This window comes from Proteiniphilum sp. LBM24028 (assembly GCF_056629195.1).
In genome coordinates, this window is the sequence record NZ_CM152817.1 from 572,160 (window position 1) to 586,742 (window position 14,583).

At 41.5% G+C, this 14,583-nt stretch carries 12 protein-coding genes; 7 read left to right on the plus strand and 5 right to left on the minus strand.

Annotated elements, in window-relative coordinates; all coding sequences use genetic code 11:
- The first annotated feature begins 39 nt into the window (after window positions 1-39).
- From AC1HCU_RS02135 to AC1HCU_RS02160, 6 genes are read left to right on the plus strand one after another with little or no spacing between them, the layout of a single operon-like run.
- Window positions 40-2,850: a SusC/RagA family TonB-linked outer membrane protein gene (locus tag AC1HCU_RS02135; RefSeq protein ID WP_480368464.1), complete on the plus strand. Its 2,811-nt coding sequence runs from the start codon at window positions 40-42 to the stop codon at window positions 2,848-2,850.
- Window positions 2,851-2,870: 20 nt separating this feature from the next.
- Window positions 2,871-4,595 (plus strand): RagB/SusD family nutrient uptake outer membrane protein, encoded by a 1,725-nt coding sequence (locus AC1HCU_RS02140; RefSeq protein WP_480368467.1) that lies wholly within the window; start codon window positions 2,871-2,873, stop codon window positions 4,593-4,595.
- A 20-nt stretch (window positions 4,596-4,615) separates the two neighbouring features.
- Entirely contained in the window at window positions 4,616-5,992 is a 1,377-nt protein-coding gene (locus AC1HCU_RS02145) for a glycosyl hydrolase (protein WP_480368470.1), read from the plus strand.
- Window positions 5,993-6,013: 21 nt separating this feature from the next.
- Window positions 6,014-7,519, plus strand: coding sequence for a right-handed parallel beta-helix repeat-containing protein (locus tag AC1HCU_RS02150; protein ID WP_480368472.1), 1,506 nt, complete (start codon window positions 6,014-6,016; stop codon window positions 7,517-7,519).
- 14 nt (window positions 7,520-7,533) lie between these two features.
- The gene (locus tag AC1HCU_RS02155; protein WP_480368475.1) at window positions 7,534-8,928 is read left to right on the plus strand and encodes a sulfatase family protein; all 1,395 of its coding nucleotides are present in this window, start codon (window positions 7,534-7,536) and stop codon (window positions 8,926-8,928) included.
- A 23-nt stretch (window positions 8,929-8,951) separates the two neighbouring features.
- Window positions 8,952-10,604, plus strand: a complete 1,653-nt coding sequence (locus AC1HCU_RS02160) for a right-handed parallel beta-helix repeat-containing protein (protein WP_480368477.1) — start codon at window positions 8,952-8,954, stop codon at window positions 10,602-10,604.
- A 68-nt stretch (window positions 10,605-10,672) separates the two neighbouring features.
- Here AC1HCU_RS02160 and AC1HCU_RS02165 read toward each other — a convergent pair whose 3' ends face one another.
- From AC1HCU_RS02165 to AC1HCU_RS02185, 5 genes are all read right to left on the minus strand, one after another.
- Window positions 10,673-11,218 (minus strand): DJ-1 family glyoxalase III, encoded by a 546-nt coding sequence (locus AC1HCU_RS02165; RefSeq protein ID WP_480368481.1) that lies wholly within the window; start codon window positions 11,216-11,218, stop codon window positions 10,673-10,675.
- 99 nt (window positions 11,219-11,317) lie between these two features.
- Window positions 11,318-12,103: an energy transducer TonB family protein gene (locus AC1HCU_RS02170; RefSeq protein ID WP_480368484.1), complete on the minus strand. Its 786-nt coding sequence runs from the start codon at window positions 12,101-12,103 to the stop codon at window positions 11,318-11,320.
- A gap of 14 nt (window positions 12,104-12,117) precedes the next feature.
- Window positions 12,118-12,525 carry an ExbD/TolR family protein gene (locus AC1HCU_RS02175; RefSeq protein ID WP_480368486.1) on the minus strand — a complete coding sequence of 136 codons (408 nt, stop codon included), beginning with the start codon at window positions 12,523-12,525 and terminating at the stop codon, window positions 12,118-12,120.
- A 15-nt stretch (window positions 12,526-12,540) separates the two neighbouring features.
- Entirely contained in the window at window positions 12,541-13,233 is a 693-nt protein-coding gene (locus AC1HCU_RS02180; RefSeq protein WP_480371016.1) for a MotA/TolQ/ExbB proton channel family protein, read from the minus strand.
- Window positions 13,234-13,334: 101 nt separating this feature from the next.
- Window positions 13,335-14,066 carry a pyridoxine 5'-phosphate synthase gene (locus tag AC1HCU_RS02185; RefSeq protein ID WP_480368488.1) on the minus strand — a complete coding sequence of 244 codons (732 nt, stop codon included), beginning with the start codon at window positions 14,064-14,066 and terminating at the stop codon, window positions 13,335-13,337.
- A 101-nt stretch (window positions 14,067-14,167) separates the two neighbouring features.
- Here AC1HCU_RS02185 and AC1HCU_RS02190 point away from each other — a divergent pair, with 101 nt between their 5' ends.
- Complete coding sequence (locus tag AC1HCU_RS02190) at window positions 14,168-14,545, plus strand: hypothetical protein (protein ID WP_480368491.1); 378 nt, start codon at window positions 14,168-14,170, stop codon at window positions 14,543-14,545.
- The last annotated feature ends 38 nt before the right edge of the window (window positions 14,546-14,583 follow it).

A 14,583-nucleotide genomic window follows, 5' to 3' on the forward strand; every position in this document is an offset into this window, starting at 1 on the left:
TAAGCCGAAAGTATGTTAAACAATAAAAATTGTAAAATAATGAATCTTAAAATTTTTATAATAGTTCTGTTCATATCTCTTGCAAGCTTATTGCCTTATGGGCAATCTGTGGCGCAAAAATCGGATTCAACTTTAGTCCAACTTGGGTATGATGTTAAATTAACTTCTGATGAAACCAGTTTTGCTGTCGGAGTTGCTACGGCAGAAGATTTATCAAGATATTTTGCCATTAATTCATCAAACGCGCTATATGGGCAGATACCAGGGTTGACAGTTCTTCAAAATGGAGGTAACTGGTGGGGTCAGCAAGCTACTATGATGGTGAGGGGGCAAGGTAATCTTGGTAATGCATCATCCCCTCTGGTACTTATTGATGGTTTTGAGCGTTGGATTTCGGCCATTACTGTTGAGGAAATTGAAAATGTGACAATTCTTAAAGATGCTGCCGCAACGGCGCTATATGGACAACGCGGAGCCAACGGGGTGATTTTGATCACAACCAAAAGAGGATTAAATGAAGGGATGAGAGTAAATGTCTCGTATGAGTACAGTATTAATCAGCCTTTTCGCATACCTGAAATGCTTGATGCCTATGGTTATGCTAATGCAATAAATGAATCTTTGACTCTTGATGGAAAGAATCACCGTTACTCCAGAGAACAATTGGATGCTTATCGGGATGGAACATATCCTGAATATTATCCCAACGTCAACTGGTTCGATGAGGTTTTGCGTAATACAGGTTTTGTAAATGATGTAAACGTTACTTTCCGCGGTGGAAGAGGAAAAACTCGCTATTACGTGGCTTTGAATTATTTGGGTGGAGAAGGATTACTAAAACAGAACAGAAATCTAAATAATTATTCCACCCAGTTGAGGTACAACCAGGCAAACTTAAGGGTTAACCTGGATATTGATGTTACCAAGACCACGATGATGAAATTCAATCTTGCGGGGCGTATTTCTGGTTTTAACCGACCTGGGAAATCAGCACCCAACACTATTTTTTCACTCCTGTACGAGACACCTGCAAACGCTTATCCTATTCAACATGAAGGTGGAGTTTGGGGAGGATCTCCTATCTTTGGACGAAACTTAATTGCAGATGTGAATGAGACTGGATTTGCTAATTCACATGACAGAACTTTCTTCGCTGATCTTACATTAACACAAGACTTGAACAAAATTATACAAGGGCTTTCGTTGTCGGCTGCAGTTTCATTCGACAACAGTTTAGGTTATTGGGACCAGAAAGTAAAAGATTATGTTTATGTATACCGTACAGCTGATATAGACGAAGTGAATAAAAGCTTGTATAACTTGACGTCGTCTTCATTTGGAGAAAAAACCGATTTGGCATTTTCTACAAGTTTTGGAGGACAATTGAGGCATGCAAATGGAATCATACGTGCAAATTATGACAGGAATTGGGACAGACATAAATTTAATGCAATGATTTTATTTCATGCTGATAGCGAAGTTGGTATGGGGCAAAACAATACTTACCACAGAATAAATAATGCCGGACATTTTCATTATTCTTTTGATAAAAAGTACTTTGCCGATCTTACCATGTCTTATAGTGGAAATAATATTCTCCCTGCAAATAATCGTTTTCGTTTTTATCCTGCACTATCTTTGGGTTGGATAGTTTCAGAAGAAAATTTTTTAAGTGAAATAGGTGCTATAGATAATCTTAAACTAAGAACTTCTGCGGGTTGGGTTGGTTTAGAACCAAATGTTCGCTATTTGGATCTTGAAAAATTTGGAGGAGGTGGAAACTATTTTTATGGTGATAATAATTCATCTCAAGGGAGCCTTCAGGAGGATAGGCGAGCAAATCCGGCTGTCGATCCTGAAAAAAGTTTTGTTTCAAATATTGGATTTGATGCACAATTATTAAATGGACTTAGTTTAAATGTGGATCTATTTTATGAAAATAGAAGTCAAATACTTGTTTCAGATGCTAGCTCTACTTCCAATGTAATGGGAATTGCCGGAACTATGGTTAATGATGGTGTTGTTGAGAACAAAGGAATTGAGATTGGAGCTTTGTGGAATCAAAATATTGGAGATTTCAGTTATTCATTAGGGACACAGTATTCTTTTGCCCGAAATAAGATTATAGAGCAAAATGAGATATTTCATGAATGGAATTACCTGAAGCGAACCGGACAACGTGTTGGACAGCCATTTGGATTACAGGATAATGGATTCTGGGGAGTGAATGACGGATTAAATGGAGAAAATAATATCACGCCCGATGGTGTTGTATATACCTATACATCGGTTTTAAAACCTGGGGATGTCAGGTATGTTGATCAGAACGGTGATAACAAGATCGATGAGTTTGACATGATTCCACTTGGATATAGCTGGTTACCGGAAATATATTTTTCTTTCTCATTGAGTGCTAATTATAAAAATGTAGGAATGTATGCAATTTTTCAGGGAGTTTCAAACGTTTCTGAAATGTTAAATACGAAAGATGTTTTTTGGCCATTGTACAATAACGGTAATATCTCCACTTTTTCCAACGACAGATGGACACCGGAAACTGCAGCTACTGCTACATTGCCACGGCTTACTCCTGAGAGGAACAATAATAATTATATCGCAAGTACGGTTTGGCAAAGAAATGCCTCTTATTTAAAGTTAAGAACACTGGGATTTTACTACAACTTGCCTTCAAATATTATAAATAAAGTAAAACTTAATAAAGCCAAGCTGTTCGTAAGAGGTTTAAACCTTTTTTCTATCGATAATATCAATATTATGGATCCTGAAGAAACAGGGAAAGTTTATCCAACGTTGAGATCTTGTAATGTTGGTGTGAGTATTGAATTTTAAATGATTTAAAAATGACTAATATGAAGTATAAAATAATTTTATCTTTATTTATAACTGTTTTGTTAACAGGCTGTGAATTCCTTGATTATACTGAACATACATTCTATGATGATTCTGAAAATATTTTCACTAATTTTGGTAGAACCCGCAATTTTCTGACTGGTATTTACACTAACCTTCCTGATGATTTTAACAGTGTAGGAGGCGCAATGCGATCTGCCGCTAGCGATGAAGCGGAATTTGTGATTCAAAGCTCAGCAATACAAGAATTCAATAATGGACAATGGTCCTCAAGTAATGCGCTGGATAATAATTGGTTTAAATACTATTCAGGAATTCGGGCTGCCAACTTCTTCCTAAATAATATTGAAGGAAGAACTTTTGAAGATTTTAAATACAACGTAGAGTATGACGATGAGATGGAACGCTTCGATATGTTTCAATATGAGGCTCGTTTCCTGAGAGCATTTTTTTATTTTGAATTGGCCAAGCGTTATGGAGATATTCCCATGCCACAGGGAGTAATAAATGATGTAGAGGAGATCAATCGCATTGAGAAATCTGATTTTGAAGACGTAATTGTGTATATTGTTGAAGAATGCGATGCCATAAGAGACTATCTTCCGGTTGACTGGAACAACTTTGTATTTCGAGAAACCGGGCGTGTAACTAGAGGTGCAGTTCAAGCATTAAAAGTAAGAGCCTTGTTGTACGCTGCCAGCCCACTTCATAATCCTGAAAATGATAAATCTAAATGGGTGTCAGCAGCAGAAGCAGCGAACGAGTTCTTGACAAATCCAGCTTTTAATTATTCATTTGACCCGGAATATTACAACAGCAATAACATGAGCAGGGGAGTATTTAATAATCGGAAGAGTAAAGAACTTATATTTGAAAGGAGACAGGGAAATTCATTCAGCTTTGAGAAGGCAAATTTCCCAAAAGGATTTGACGAAGCAAACGGGAATGCAACTTGCCCTAGCCAGAATCTGGTGGATGCCTACCAGACCACCGATGGGTATGATGTGGTGCTTGACAGTAACGGCCAATGGAGCGCTCCCGGAAGTACTGTTTTTAATCCGATGAATCCATATGACAAGAGGGATCCACGACTATTGCAGACAATTCTTGTTAACGGGAAAAAATGGAAAGGGACTACCGTAGAGACATTTAACGGAGGTGCTCACGGATTTCCCCTGGCTGATGCTACACCCACAGGTTACTATCTGCAAAAACATGTTCGTCAGGATATTGATATTGCAGGGAGTAATGCCGCCCCCAAGGAGCATGTATGGGTGCTTTTTCGCTTAGCAGAAATTTACCTGAATCTTGCAGAAGCAATGAATGAAGCTTTTGGCCCTAATGAATTACCAGACGGCTATATCATGGATGCTGTGACTGCAATCAATGTAGTGAGAACCAGGGCTGCTGTGGATATGCCGCCTATATCAGATGTTACTACTGATGAACTGCGCTCATTAATAATTAATGAACGGAAAGTAGAACTTGCTTTTGAAGATCACAGGTTTTGGGATGTACGCAGATGGAGACTTTATGATAGTGATAACCCCAACAAAATAACTGAAGATATTTATGGAGTTGTTATTACCAATAATTACGGAATACTAAATTATTCTGAAAAATTGGTTGATAACAGGATATGGGATGATAAGATGTACCTTTTCCCTATACCATATAACGAAATTAATATAAATCCCAATCTTACACAAAACCCAGGATGGTAATTTTTTAATATTTCCATATTATGAAAATGCAAAGAAACAGAAACTTAACAATAGCGCTTATATTAGCCTTCATTGCATTCTCTGGTTGTACTGAACAATATACATTAGGGAAATTTGAAGTGGATGAAAATATGGTTCCGAAACCAAACCCAATTCCTCCTCAAGAGGAAGCTATAATTAATAAAAAAGGCTTGTGTCTGACCACTACCAGAACGGACTGGTCTCACAGGGTATCGGAGGTCAAAGTGTACTGGCATTACAGCTGGGGAAATATCTTGTCTGAATATGAGCCCGACAGTGTGGATTTTGTCCCCATGATCTGGGGTTCAGACAGAATTGATGATGCGACTATTAATGAATTGAAAGTATTGAAAACTGAAGGAAAAATCAAATACCTGTTGGGATTTAATGAACCCAACAAAACCGACCAATCCAATATAACGGTAGAAGAAGCTGTCGCATTATGGCCACAGTTGATGGAGGTCGGCGTTCCGCTGGGGAGTCCCGCCGTAGCAGGTACGACAGTCGATAATCCCTGGCTGAAACAGTTTATGACACAGGTTAAACAAAACAACCTACGGGTAGATTTTATTACAGTTCACCAATACAGTATCGACAATGTTCCCAATTTTATCCAGTCACTGAAGGATCTGTATAATAAATACAAGTTACCGCTTTGGATCACTGAATTCGCAGTGGCCGACTGGAGTGCCACAACAGCACAGGAGAACAAATACTCGCAGGAATTCGTACTCAATTTTATGAAAAACCTGCTACCAGAGCTGGAAAAGCTTGATTTTGTCCATCGTTATTCCTGGTTTGGACCTCCGGGATGGGACAAACCCGCCCTGGTAACCTCCGCGTTGTGGGATGTTGACGGGCACTTAACTCCACTCGGAGAGTTTTATGCCAGCTTTAAACCAAACGAAAAGATTGGTGAAGGTAAAGCAACAATCGTACCGATTGATCCTGTGAATGGGTTTGAGGATAATTTTGAGAATTACGTTCCCGGAACTGGATTGGGACGGCTCGGATATGTAATCTGGGGGGGAAGTGCCTGGGTGCTTGCGGGTGATGCATATGAAGGGAAACAGTTCGGTCAGAGCGATATGAATAAACAGAACTTCGCCATCCGGAAAACCTTTCTTTTGGAAGCCGGAAAAACCTACAAACTGGAAATCGCTACCAAGATGGAAGATGGTTTAAAACATGTGATTCAGGTACATCCTAAGGAGGTTTATGGTGCGGCATGGAAAGATTGTTTCAACATAGACTGGGAAAACCACGTGACCCAATTTATCGTGACCAAAGGAAATGAGGAGGTAACCATCGCACTGTATCGTTGGCAACAAAAACTACTTAACTTCGATGTCATCAGACTCACCGAAGTGCGCTAACATTAAAAATATAAAACAGTCATGCGGGGTCTTATTTTATGTGTCCTGATTCTGCTTATTCCTAATTTTATCAGGGCATCAGTCTATTATGTGAATTCTGATGAGGGCGAAGACACCAACAGCGGAAGAACACCGGCTGAAGCCTGGGCCTCACTTGAAAAAGTGAATGCCATGGTGTTTCAACCTGGCGACACCATCCTGTTCAAGGCCGGGACGTCCTACCAGGGGCAATTAGAACCCAAGGGCAGTGGTTCGAAGCTAAAGCCGATAATCATCGATAAATACGACACAGGTAAAAGACCGGCTATTCACGGGCAGGGTCTAAAACAGTACACGCTGTTACTACAAAATATTGAATACTGGGAAGTGAGCAATCTGGAAATTACAAACAGAGGAGAAGAACGAACACCGGGTCGCCGGGGTGTTTCCATTCTCGCAGAAAATTTTGGCGATTGTCGCCACATCGTGCTTGACAGCCTGGAAATCCATGAAGTGAACGGGAGTCTCGTTAAAAGTGAAGGCGGTGGCAGCGCCATCTGGTGGAAAAACAGTGGCGACCAGGTAAAGACCCGCTTTGTAGGGCTGGTGATCCAAAATTGTCATATCCACCATTGCGAACGCAACGGTATCAACTCAAATGGATATACCCGTCGGGATAACTGGCATCCCAGCCAAGGTGTGGTCATTCGTAATAATTTACTGGAACAGGTTCCTGGCGATGGAATCGTACCGATTGGATGCGAGGGAGTTCTGATCGAGCATAACGTGATGCGCGACTGTCCCGATATTTTATCTCACCAGGAAGCGGCTGCCGGCATCTGGCCATGGAGTTCCGATAACACACTCATTCAGTTTAATGAAGTAAGTGGGCACAAAGCCAAATGGGACGGACAAGGTTTTGATTCAGATTGGAACTGTTTGAATACTACTATTCAATATAATTACAGTCACGATAATTATGGAGGATTTCTACTGGTTTGCAACGATGGAGAAAACTACAGCACTTCTAGGAATGCTGGTACTGTAAATACGGTTGTACGTTATAATCTTAGTGTCAATGATGGGATAAGGCCATACAAAACAGCTCGTAGAGGATGGTTTTCACCGATAATGCATTTAACCGGACCTGTTGAAAATACATTATTTCTGAGTAATATATTTATTATTCCCAAAAAGCAAAAAGTAGAAATCGACCGTACCGTTGTGCAAATGGACAACTGGGGAGGTCCTTGGCCAAAGGAGTCAATATTTTTGAAAAATATTTTCATGCTTGAGGAAGAAGGTAAGATTCAATATGGTAAAGGTCAGCGAACCATAGCCTGGCAAAATATAATCATTCACCGTGGATTCGACTTAATCCAGGATGTTTCATACGAAATCCCGGAATGGTCAAAATCTCAAGTGAATGATTTGGATAAGAATTTTAAAGTAAAGCTTATCAATGCTTTTCTTGAGGATAATGAGATTATGAAAAAAATCATAGAGGAGTTGCCCACGGGAAAAAGTTACTATGAAGCTCTTGACTAAAACAAGGAAAGATTATGAAGAATGCATTATTTGTATGGTTGCTCTTGACTTTAGGAGCGTGTAAAGCCGTAAAATCCGATCCAAAACAAGGAAAAAAATTACCCAATCTAATTGTGATTATGACCGATGATATGGGGTATGCGGATGTAGGTTTTAACGGTTGTAAAGATATTCCAACTCCCGCTATTGATCGAATCGCTCGTGAAGGTGTTCGATTTACTCAGGGATATGTGTCATACCCGGTATCTGGCCCCAGTAGGGCGGGATTCTTAACTGGCCGTTATCAGGATAGATTTGGTTTTACCACTAATCCTTCAGTTGATCCAAATAATCCCAATGCAGGATTACCTTTGGAGGAAGAAACAATGGCTCAGGTATTAAGAAAAGCAGGTTACAAAAGTGGTATAGTTGGTAAATGGCACATGGGGACACACCCTGTATTCCACCCACTGGAAAGAGGGTTTGATTATTTCTACGGTTTTTTAGCTGGGGGACACCGTTATTTTCCAGAAGAACTAACACTGACTGATCTTTCGAAAGTCACTGAAAAATGGGAATGGTATAATACAAAAATTATAGAGAACAGAGAAGCAGTTGAAATCGACGAATATCTGACTGACGAATTTAGTCATGCCGCAGTGAAATTTATTAAAGAACAGATTGAAAATGATCAACATTTTATGCTTTTTCTTGCATATAATGCGCCACATACACCTCTACAGGCTACAGATAAATATCTTTCCCGGTTTTCTCACATTGGCGATAATAAAAGAAGGACTTATGCTGCCATGGTCAGTGCCGTTGATGATGGCGTTGCCAGAATACTGTCGGCGCTGGATGAAGGAGGTGTTCAAAATAATACTATCGTGGTTTTTTTATCCGATAATGGAGGTGCTGCCAATAATGCCTCAGATAATGGCCAGCTAAGAGGTCATAAAAGTAATCTTTTTGAGGGAGGTGTGAGAGTGCCCTTTGCCATTAAATGGGAAGGTATTATACCTGCTGGAATGACATATGAGAAACCTGTTTTATCCTTGGATATCATGGCTACAATTATTGCACAGACTGATGTGAAAATTAATCCTATACGACCTTTGGATGGGATAAATCTTATTCCTTATTTAACAGGAGTAAATAACGATGAGCCTCACGATTACCTCTTTTGGAGAAAATGGGAACAAAATGCAATGGCTATAAGAAACGGGAATAATAAATTGGTATCTAACAGTGATATGGATCGAGAGCCCCCACAGTTGTTTAATTTGGCTACCGATATGTCAGAAATAACCAATATCAATTCAAATCAGCGCGAAGTATCAGAGAAGCTTTTATTGGAATGGCAAAAATGGGATGCGAAATTGAAAAATCGTGTTTTTCCCAAACTTGATGATGACGTATGGTGGGAATAATTAAATCTAAATGATTATAAAATATGAGTATAATTAAAAAGATAGTTATAGTTGTTGGACTAATTCTTTCACTTGGTTATTCCCAACCTGATTGCGCAGCCTTTGCAAATATCTACTATATAAGTTCTAAAAGCGGCAACGACTCAAATAACGGGTTGAAGAAAGATTCACCTTTTAAAACGTTGGAAAAGATAAGTGAACTTGGACTTACTCCAGGTGATAAAATTCTGTTTGCTTCCGGAGATGTCTTTTCAGGAACATTGAACTTGAATAACATTTCAGGAACAGAAGAAAATCCGATTTTGATTTCAAGCTATGAGAGCGGAGAAAATAAGAAACTCCCCATCATCGATTCAAAAGGTTTTTCACATGGAATAGTATTGAAAAACTGTAGTCATGTAATTATTTCGAATATTGAAATTATCGGTAACGGAGGAGCAGTTTCGGATGAGACTAAACAAGCAGGAATGCGTTGCGGTGTGTTGGTAACTACTTCTAAAATTGGTGTTTATAAGAATATACAATTAATAAACCTGGTTATTCATGATATTTTCTTCGAAAACGAGGGATTTATCAGAGGAAAAGATGAAGTCCTTACTAGCAACGGAACCCAAAGTTATGGATGGGGTATCCGGTTTATCAATTTAGTGGATGAAGCAGTTATCAGTGACGTACTCGTTGAAAACTGCTTAATACAGAACGTCGATCATACAGGAATAAAATTTACTGGAAAAGGAAAGAATATACACAACATAAAATTATACGGGAACAGGGTAAACTATACGGGAGGTCCAGGAATACAAATGAGCGGGGTACATGTTGGACATATATTCAATAATCATGTGAACCGCTCTGGTAGTAACGATGATTCGCGTAAATGGGGACGTGGAAGTGGACTTTGGACCTGGGGAAGTTCTGATATTATTATTGAAAAAAGTTCATTCAGAAATGCGAATGGACCGGGTGACTCTGCCGGTTGTCATATTGATTTCAATTGCAGTAATGTAATTGTACAATATTGTTTGAGCGAAGGCAATGCCGGGGGTTTCTGCGAAATACTGGGTAATAATTATAATTGTGCTTACCGTTATAATATAAGTATTAATGATGGACATCGTGTGAAAGGAATTGATGGTTTTCAGGAAGGGAAAATTTTTTGGTTAAGCGGTTATGTAGGTAAAGATCAAAAAAAAAACGGACCTTTTAACAGCTATTTCTATAACAATACTATCTATGTAAAGAAGGATATTGAGGCTAAATTTGCAATTGACAAAGCTTCAAACGGAGTATTAATTGCAAACAATATTTTTCACATCGAAGGTGAAAGTAAGTTGGTATTGGGAGATCAATATGTACCCGATGCGGAAAGTGAGTTGAAAATTAAAAATGTGTTCTTCCGCAATAATTTGTTCCTTAAAACGGATAACTGGCCAAAGGAGATTAGCATTCAGGATGATGCACCACTAATAGGAGATCCTGGATTCCTCCAAAAAGGAGGAACCTTTTTGGAGGATTATATACCAACTAACAAAAAATTTATAAAGGATAAAGGCATTGTGATTCCAAAGATACCTGGCGACGAACTGGGATTATTTGCTGGGTTAGATGTCCATTATGATATTTTGGGAAACAAAATTATTGGGCCTCCGGATATGGGAGCCATTGAAATAAAATAATAATTACACCGTCAGGGAATCAAAATTCCGAAATTAATGACTTAGTTGGGTGGATACCGGCAGAAAGTTTACAAAAGCAAGCCTTGTTGCACCTCGCGCCGTGTCGAAATACCTGCAATCTGTTCTACCAGTCTTAGTGCGAAGTCAAATACAAGTCCGGGACCTTTTCCCGTGGTTAGATTTCCGTCTACAACCACGTTTTCGCCGGTAACCTGTGCACCAATTAACTCAGGCTCAAAACCCGGATAGCAGGTAGCCCGTCTGCCCTCAAGCAAACGAAGTCCGCCCAGTACCATGGGGGCCGCACAGATGGAGGCGATCATCTTTTGCTGCTTGTTGAATTCCAAAAGCAGGTTTTTCACTCCTTCGTGCTCATTCAGATGTTTCGCACCGGGCATTCCTCCCGGCAACACCAATACTTCCACCTCTGTGAAATCTGCCTCGGCAAAGATGGTGTCGGCGATGACGGAAATATTGTGTGCACCGGTCACCGTTTTGTCGTCAGAGATGGAGACGGTTTTTACAGGTATTTGTGCTCTCCTCAAAATATCCAGTGTGCCGAGGGCTTCGATTTCCTCAAACCCGTTTGCTAAAAACAAGACTACTTTCTTCATAATTTCTTCGTTTTGTGTCCGGATATATCCGGACAGGGTTTTAAACAAATGATGCCGGGCGGAACATATTTATTCCCTATTGTGCAGAAATAGCTGTGATCAGTTCAGGTTGAACTTGTAGGTGATTGTCCCCTGCTGGTTGTTAGGTGAGGCTATCGCGTTGAATTTTGTGTTTTTGGCAGCACGCAATGCTTCGTTACGAAGGGCAGTATTGGGCGTATTTGTCCCTCGTCCAATTTCTGCGTTGATCACATTTCCGCCAGGATCTACGGTAATATTAACAACGACCGTGCCATAATCGTTCACTGTGTAGCGTGGCTGTACCAGTCCCCCGCTGCCAAGGCTGCGTCCGCCCAGGTCGTACGAACCGATACCACCCGTGCCCGTGGCGGCTCCCTGCGTAGCATTTCCGGTGGAAACGCCCTGAGTACCGCTGCCTTCGGTATTGCCCCGGTTGCCGGCGCTCTCGCCAAAGAGTCCCGACATCTGTTGGTTGATTTCTCTTCGCCGCGCTTCTTCCGCTCTCCTCAATCGTTCCGCCTCTTCCCTTTTTCTGCGTTCTTCGGCCAGTTGTGCCTGGCGACGTTCTTCTTCCCGTTGTGCTTCCACGTCGATGGTTGGCTCGGTGGTTTGCGTGATCATCGGTTCATTGGGTCTATATTCCGGAACATTCGGGGTGGAGGCGGGAGCTGGGGTCACCTCGGCCATCGGTGCCTCCGTGATGCCAAAAGCATTTTCTGTGGCGCCAAACATTACCGGAATACCTTCCAGCTCCTGGGGAGGGGTTGCCAGGGTGAAGTAGGAAAAAATAAGTATGAGCAGGAGCAACACCGCAAAGATGATTGTTCCCACCAGTCCACCTATCTTTTCTTTTGTTAACTCCATCTGGATTTCTCCGTTTAATTGGGCCTTGTCATCAGCACCATTTTGAACTTATTCTGATTGGCGATATCCAGGATTCGCACAATCTCCCTGTAGGGAACGCTCTCGTCGGCATAGAGTGCTACAAAAATATCGGGATCGGCCGTGTATGCCGACTGTAGAAACGGTGTGATTGCCTCGAAGGGCACCTGGCGTTCTGTTTCGTTGGCATTGGCTACATAATAATTCAAATCCTTGTCGATGGTCACCCGGGTAATAGGCTTTGCCTGTGCCTGTTGTTGCGCCCTGGGCAGCAACACCTGAATAGCATTCGGCACGACAATTGTAGAGGTGATCATAAAGAAAATAAGCAACAGGAAGATCACATCCGTCATGGATGCCATGCTGAAATTTGATTCTAACTTAAATCGTTGTTTTAATGCCATAGCTTCTGATTCTCTTTAAACAGCCGGTTCATTCAGGATGTCCATGAACTCCATGATTCGCATCTCAAGCCTGTTTACAATACCTTTGATGCGTGTTGCAAGATAATTATAAGCAAAAAGGGCAATGATTCCCACAATAAGTCCTCCGACAGTCGTGACCAACGCTTCATAAATACCGGTTGAGAGAATATTCACATCCACATTGGCTCCAGCGCCTGCCATATCCATAAAAGCTTTCACCATACCGGTTACGGTTCCCAAAAATCCAACCATGGGAGCACCCGATGCGGATGTTGCCAGCACGGGAAGTCCCTTTTCCAGTTTTGATATTTCTATATTTCCTTGGTTTTCAATGGCGGACATCACATCGACTGTGGGCCTGCCCAGGCGTGAGATCCCTTTCTCCACCATGCGGGCCGATGGCGTATCGGTGTGGCGGCAGAGAGCCAGGGCAGCGTCAATTTTCCCGTCGTGGATATAATCCTTGATGCGATTCATGAAAGAACTGTCTTCCTTGCCGGCTTTATTGATGACCAGGGTCCTTTCTATCAGGACATAGATCGTCATTAACAGCAGAATGAGCAGTACAATCATCAGCCATCCGCCTTTCAAGGCAAGGTCGAATGCATTCATTGTGACAGCCTCTGTTTCTGCAGTCGTTGCCTGCTGCATTGCGTTGTATATGGCCTGCGCAGTATCTGCCGGCATGGGTAATTGCAAAAGATTCATACGATGTGCATTTATTTGATACGTCTGAAGTTAGTTGTGCTCGATACCTATTTGGAATAAAGATAATGGTTTTTGTCATGTCAAACCTCTACCACGGGTTTTTTTAAACAATTTTTATACGCTTTTATTGTTTTTTCCAAACCGAGATAAAGTGCATCGCAAATGAGAGAATGCCCAATGGATACTTCTTTAATCCAGGGTATGTGTATGTAGAGCCACTGAAGATTGTCCAGGTTCAGGTCATGCCCCGCATTCACACCCAATCCCAGATTTTTGGCCAGAGTAGCAGCTTCCAGATAGGGGGCGACGGCTTTCTCCCGGTCGGATGGATAGAGTTCGGCGTAGGGACCGGTGTAGAGTTCTATGCGGTCGGTGCCGATCTGTGAAGCCATGCGGATCATCTCGGGAATGGCATCCACAAAGATGGAGGTGCGTACGCCCAACGATTGAAATTCATTCACTATGTCGGTCAGAAAATCTTTATGAGTGATGGTATCCCATCCTGCGTTGGAGGTGATAGCGTCGTGGGCATCCGGCACGAGGGTTACCTGTGTAGGCCTTATTCGTTGAATGAGCGAAATAAACTCGGGAGTTGGATTTCCCTCAATATTGAATTCCGTATGCACTTTTGCCTGCAAATCAAATACATCGGAATAACGGATGTGTCGCTGATCGGGGCGGGGATGCACGGTGATGCCATCGGCTCCGAAGAGCTGACAGTCTACAGCTACCTGCACCACATCGGGAATATTTCCACCGCGGGCATTCCGCAGGGTCGCAATTTTGTTTACGTTTACGCTTAGTTTCGTCATATTTTTTTTAAAAACAATCCGTCACAAAGAGACGGATTCGCAAATTTTTGCCATCTTTGTAAAACAGTTACAAAAGTAATACGAAATAACCGTTTTACGCAATGTCAGTCAAAGAATTTATCAATAATCAAGTCGAAAAGTTTGCTTCACCACTTACTCCAGAGCAATTTACGGAGTTGACCGAGACGGAAAACTCGCTGCTTATTCTGGAGATTCCGTTCAAGGATTACACTCTCACGGAGATAGCAAGGATTGTGGAAAGCAACAATGCCCATGTGACGTCTCTTTCTGTGATGCCAATTTCGGGCGGGGTCGATTTGCTGGTGTCGCTGAAGCTGGATGTGGATGATCTCTCCGCTGTATTGAGGAGTTTCGAACGGTTCAACTACCATGTAGTATACTATTTTATGCGCGAAGGCGAGGTGACCGACACCCAGAAAGAACGGCTGGATGAGTTATTGTATTACCTGGAAATGTAGGCGGTATATTTCAGAATTGGTATTTGCCGGAATAAGTT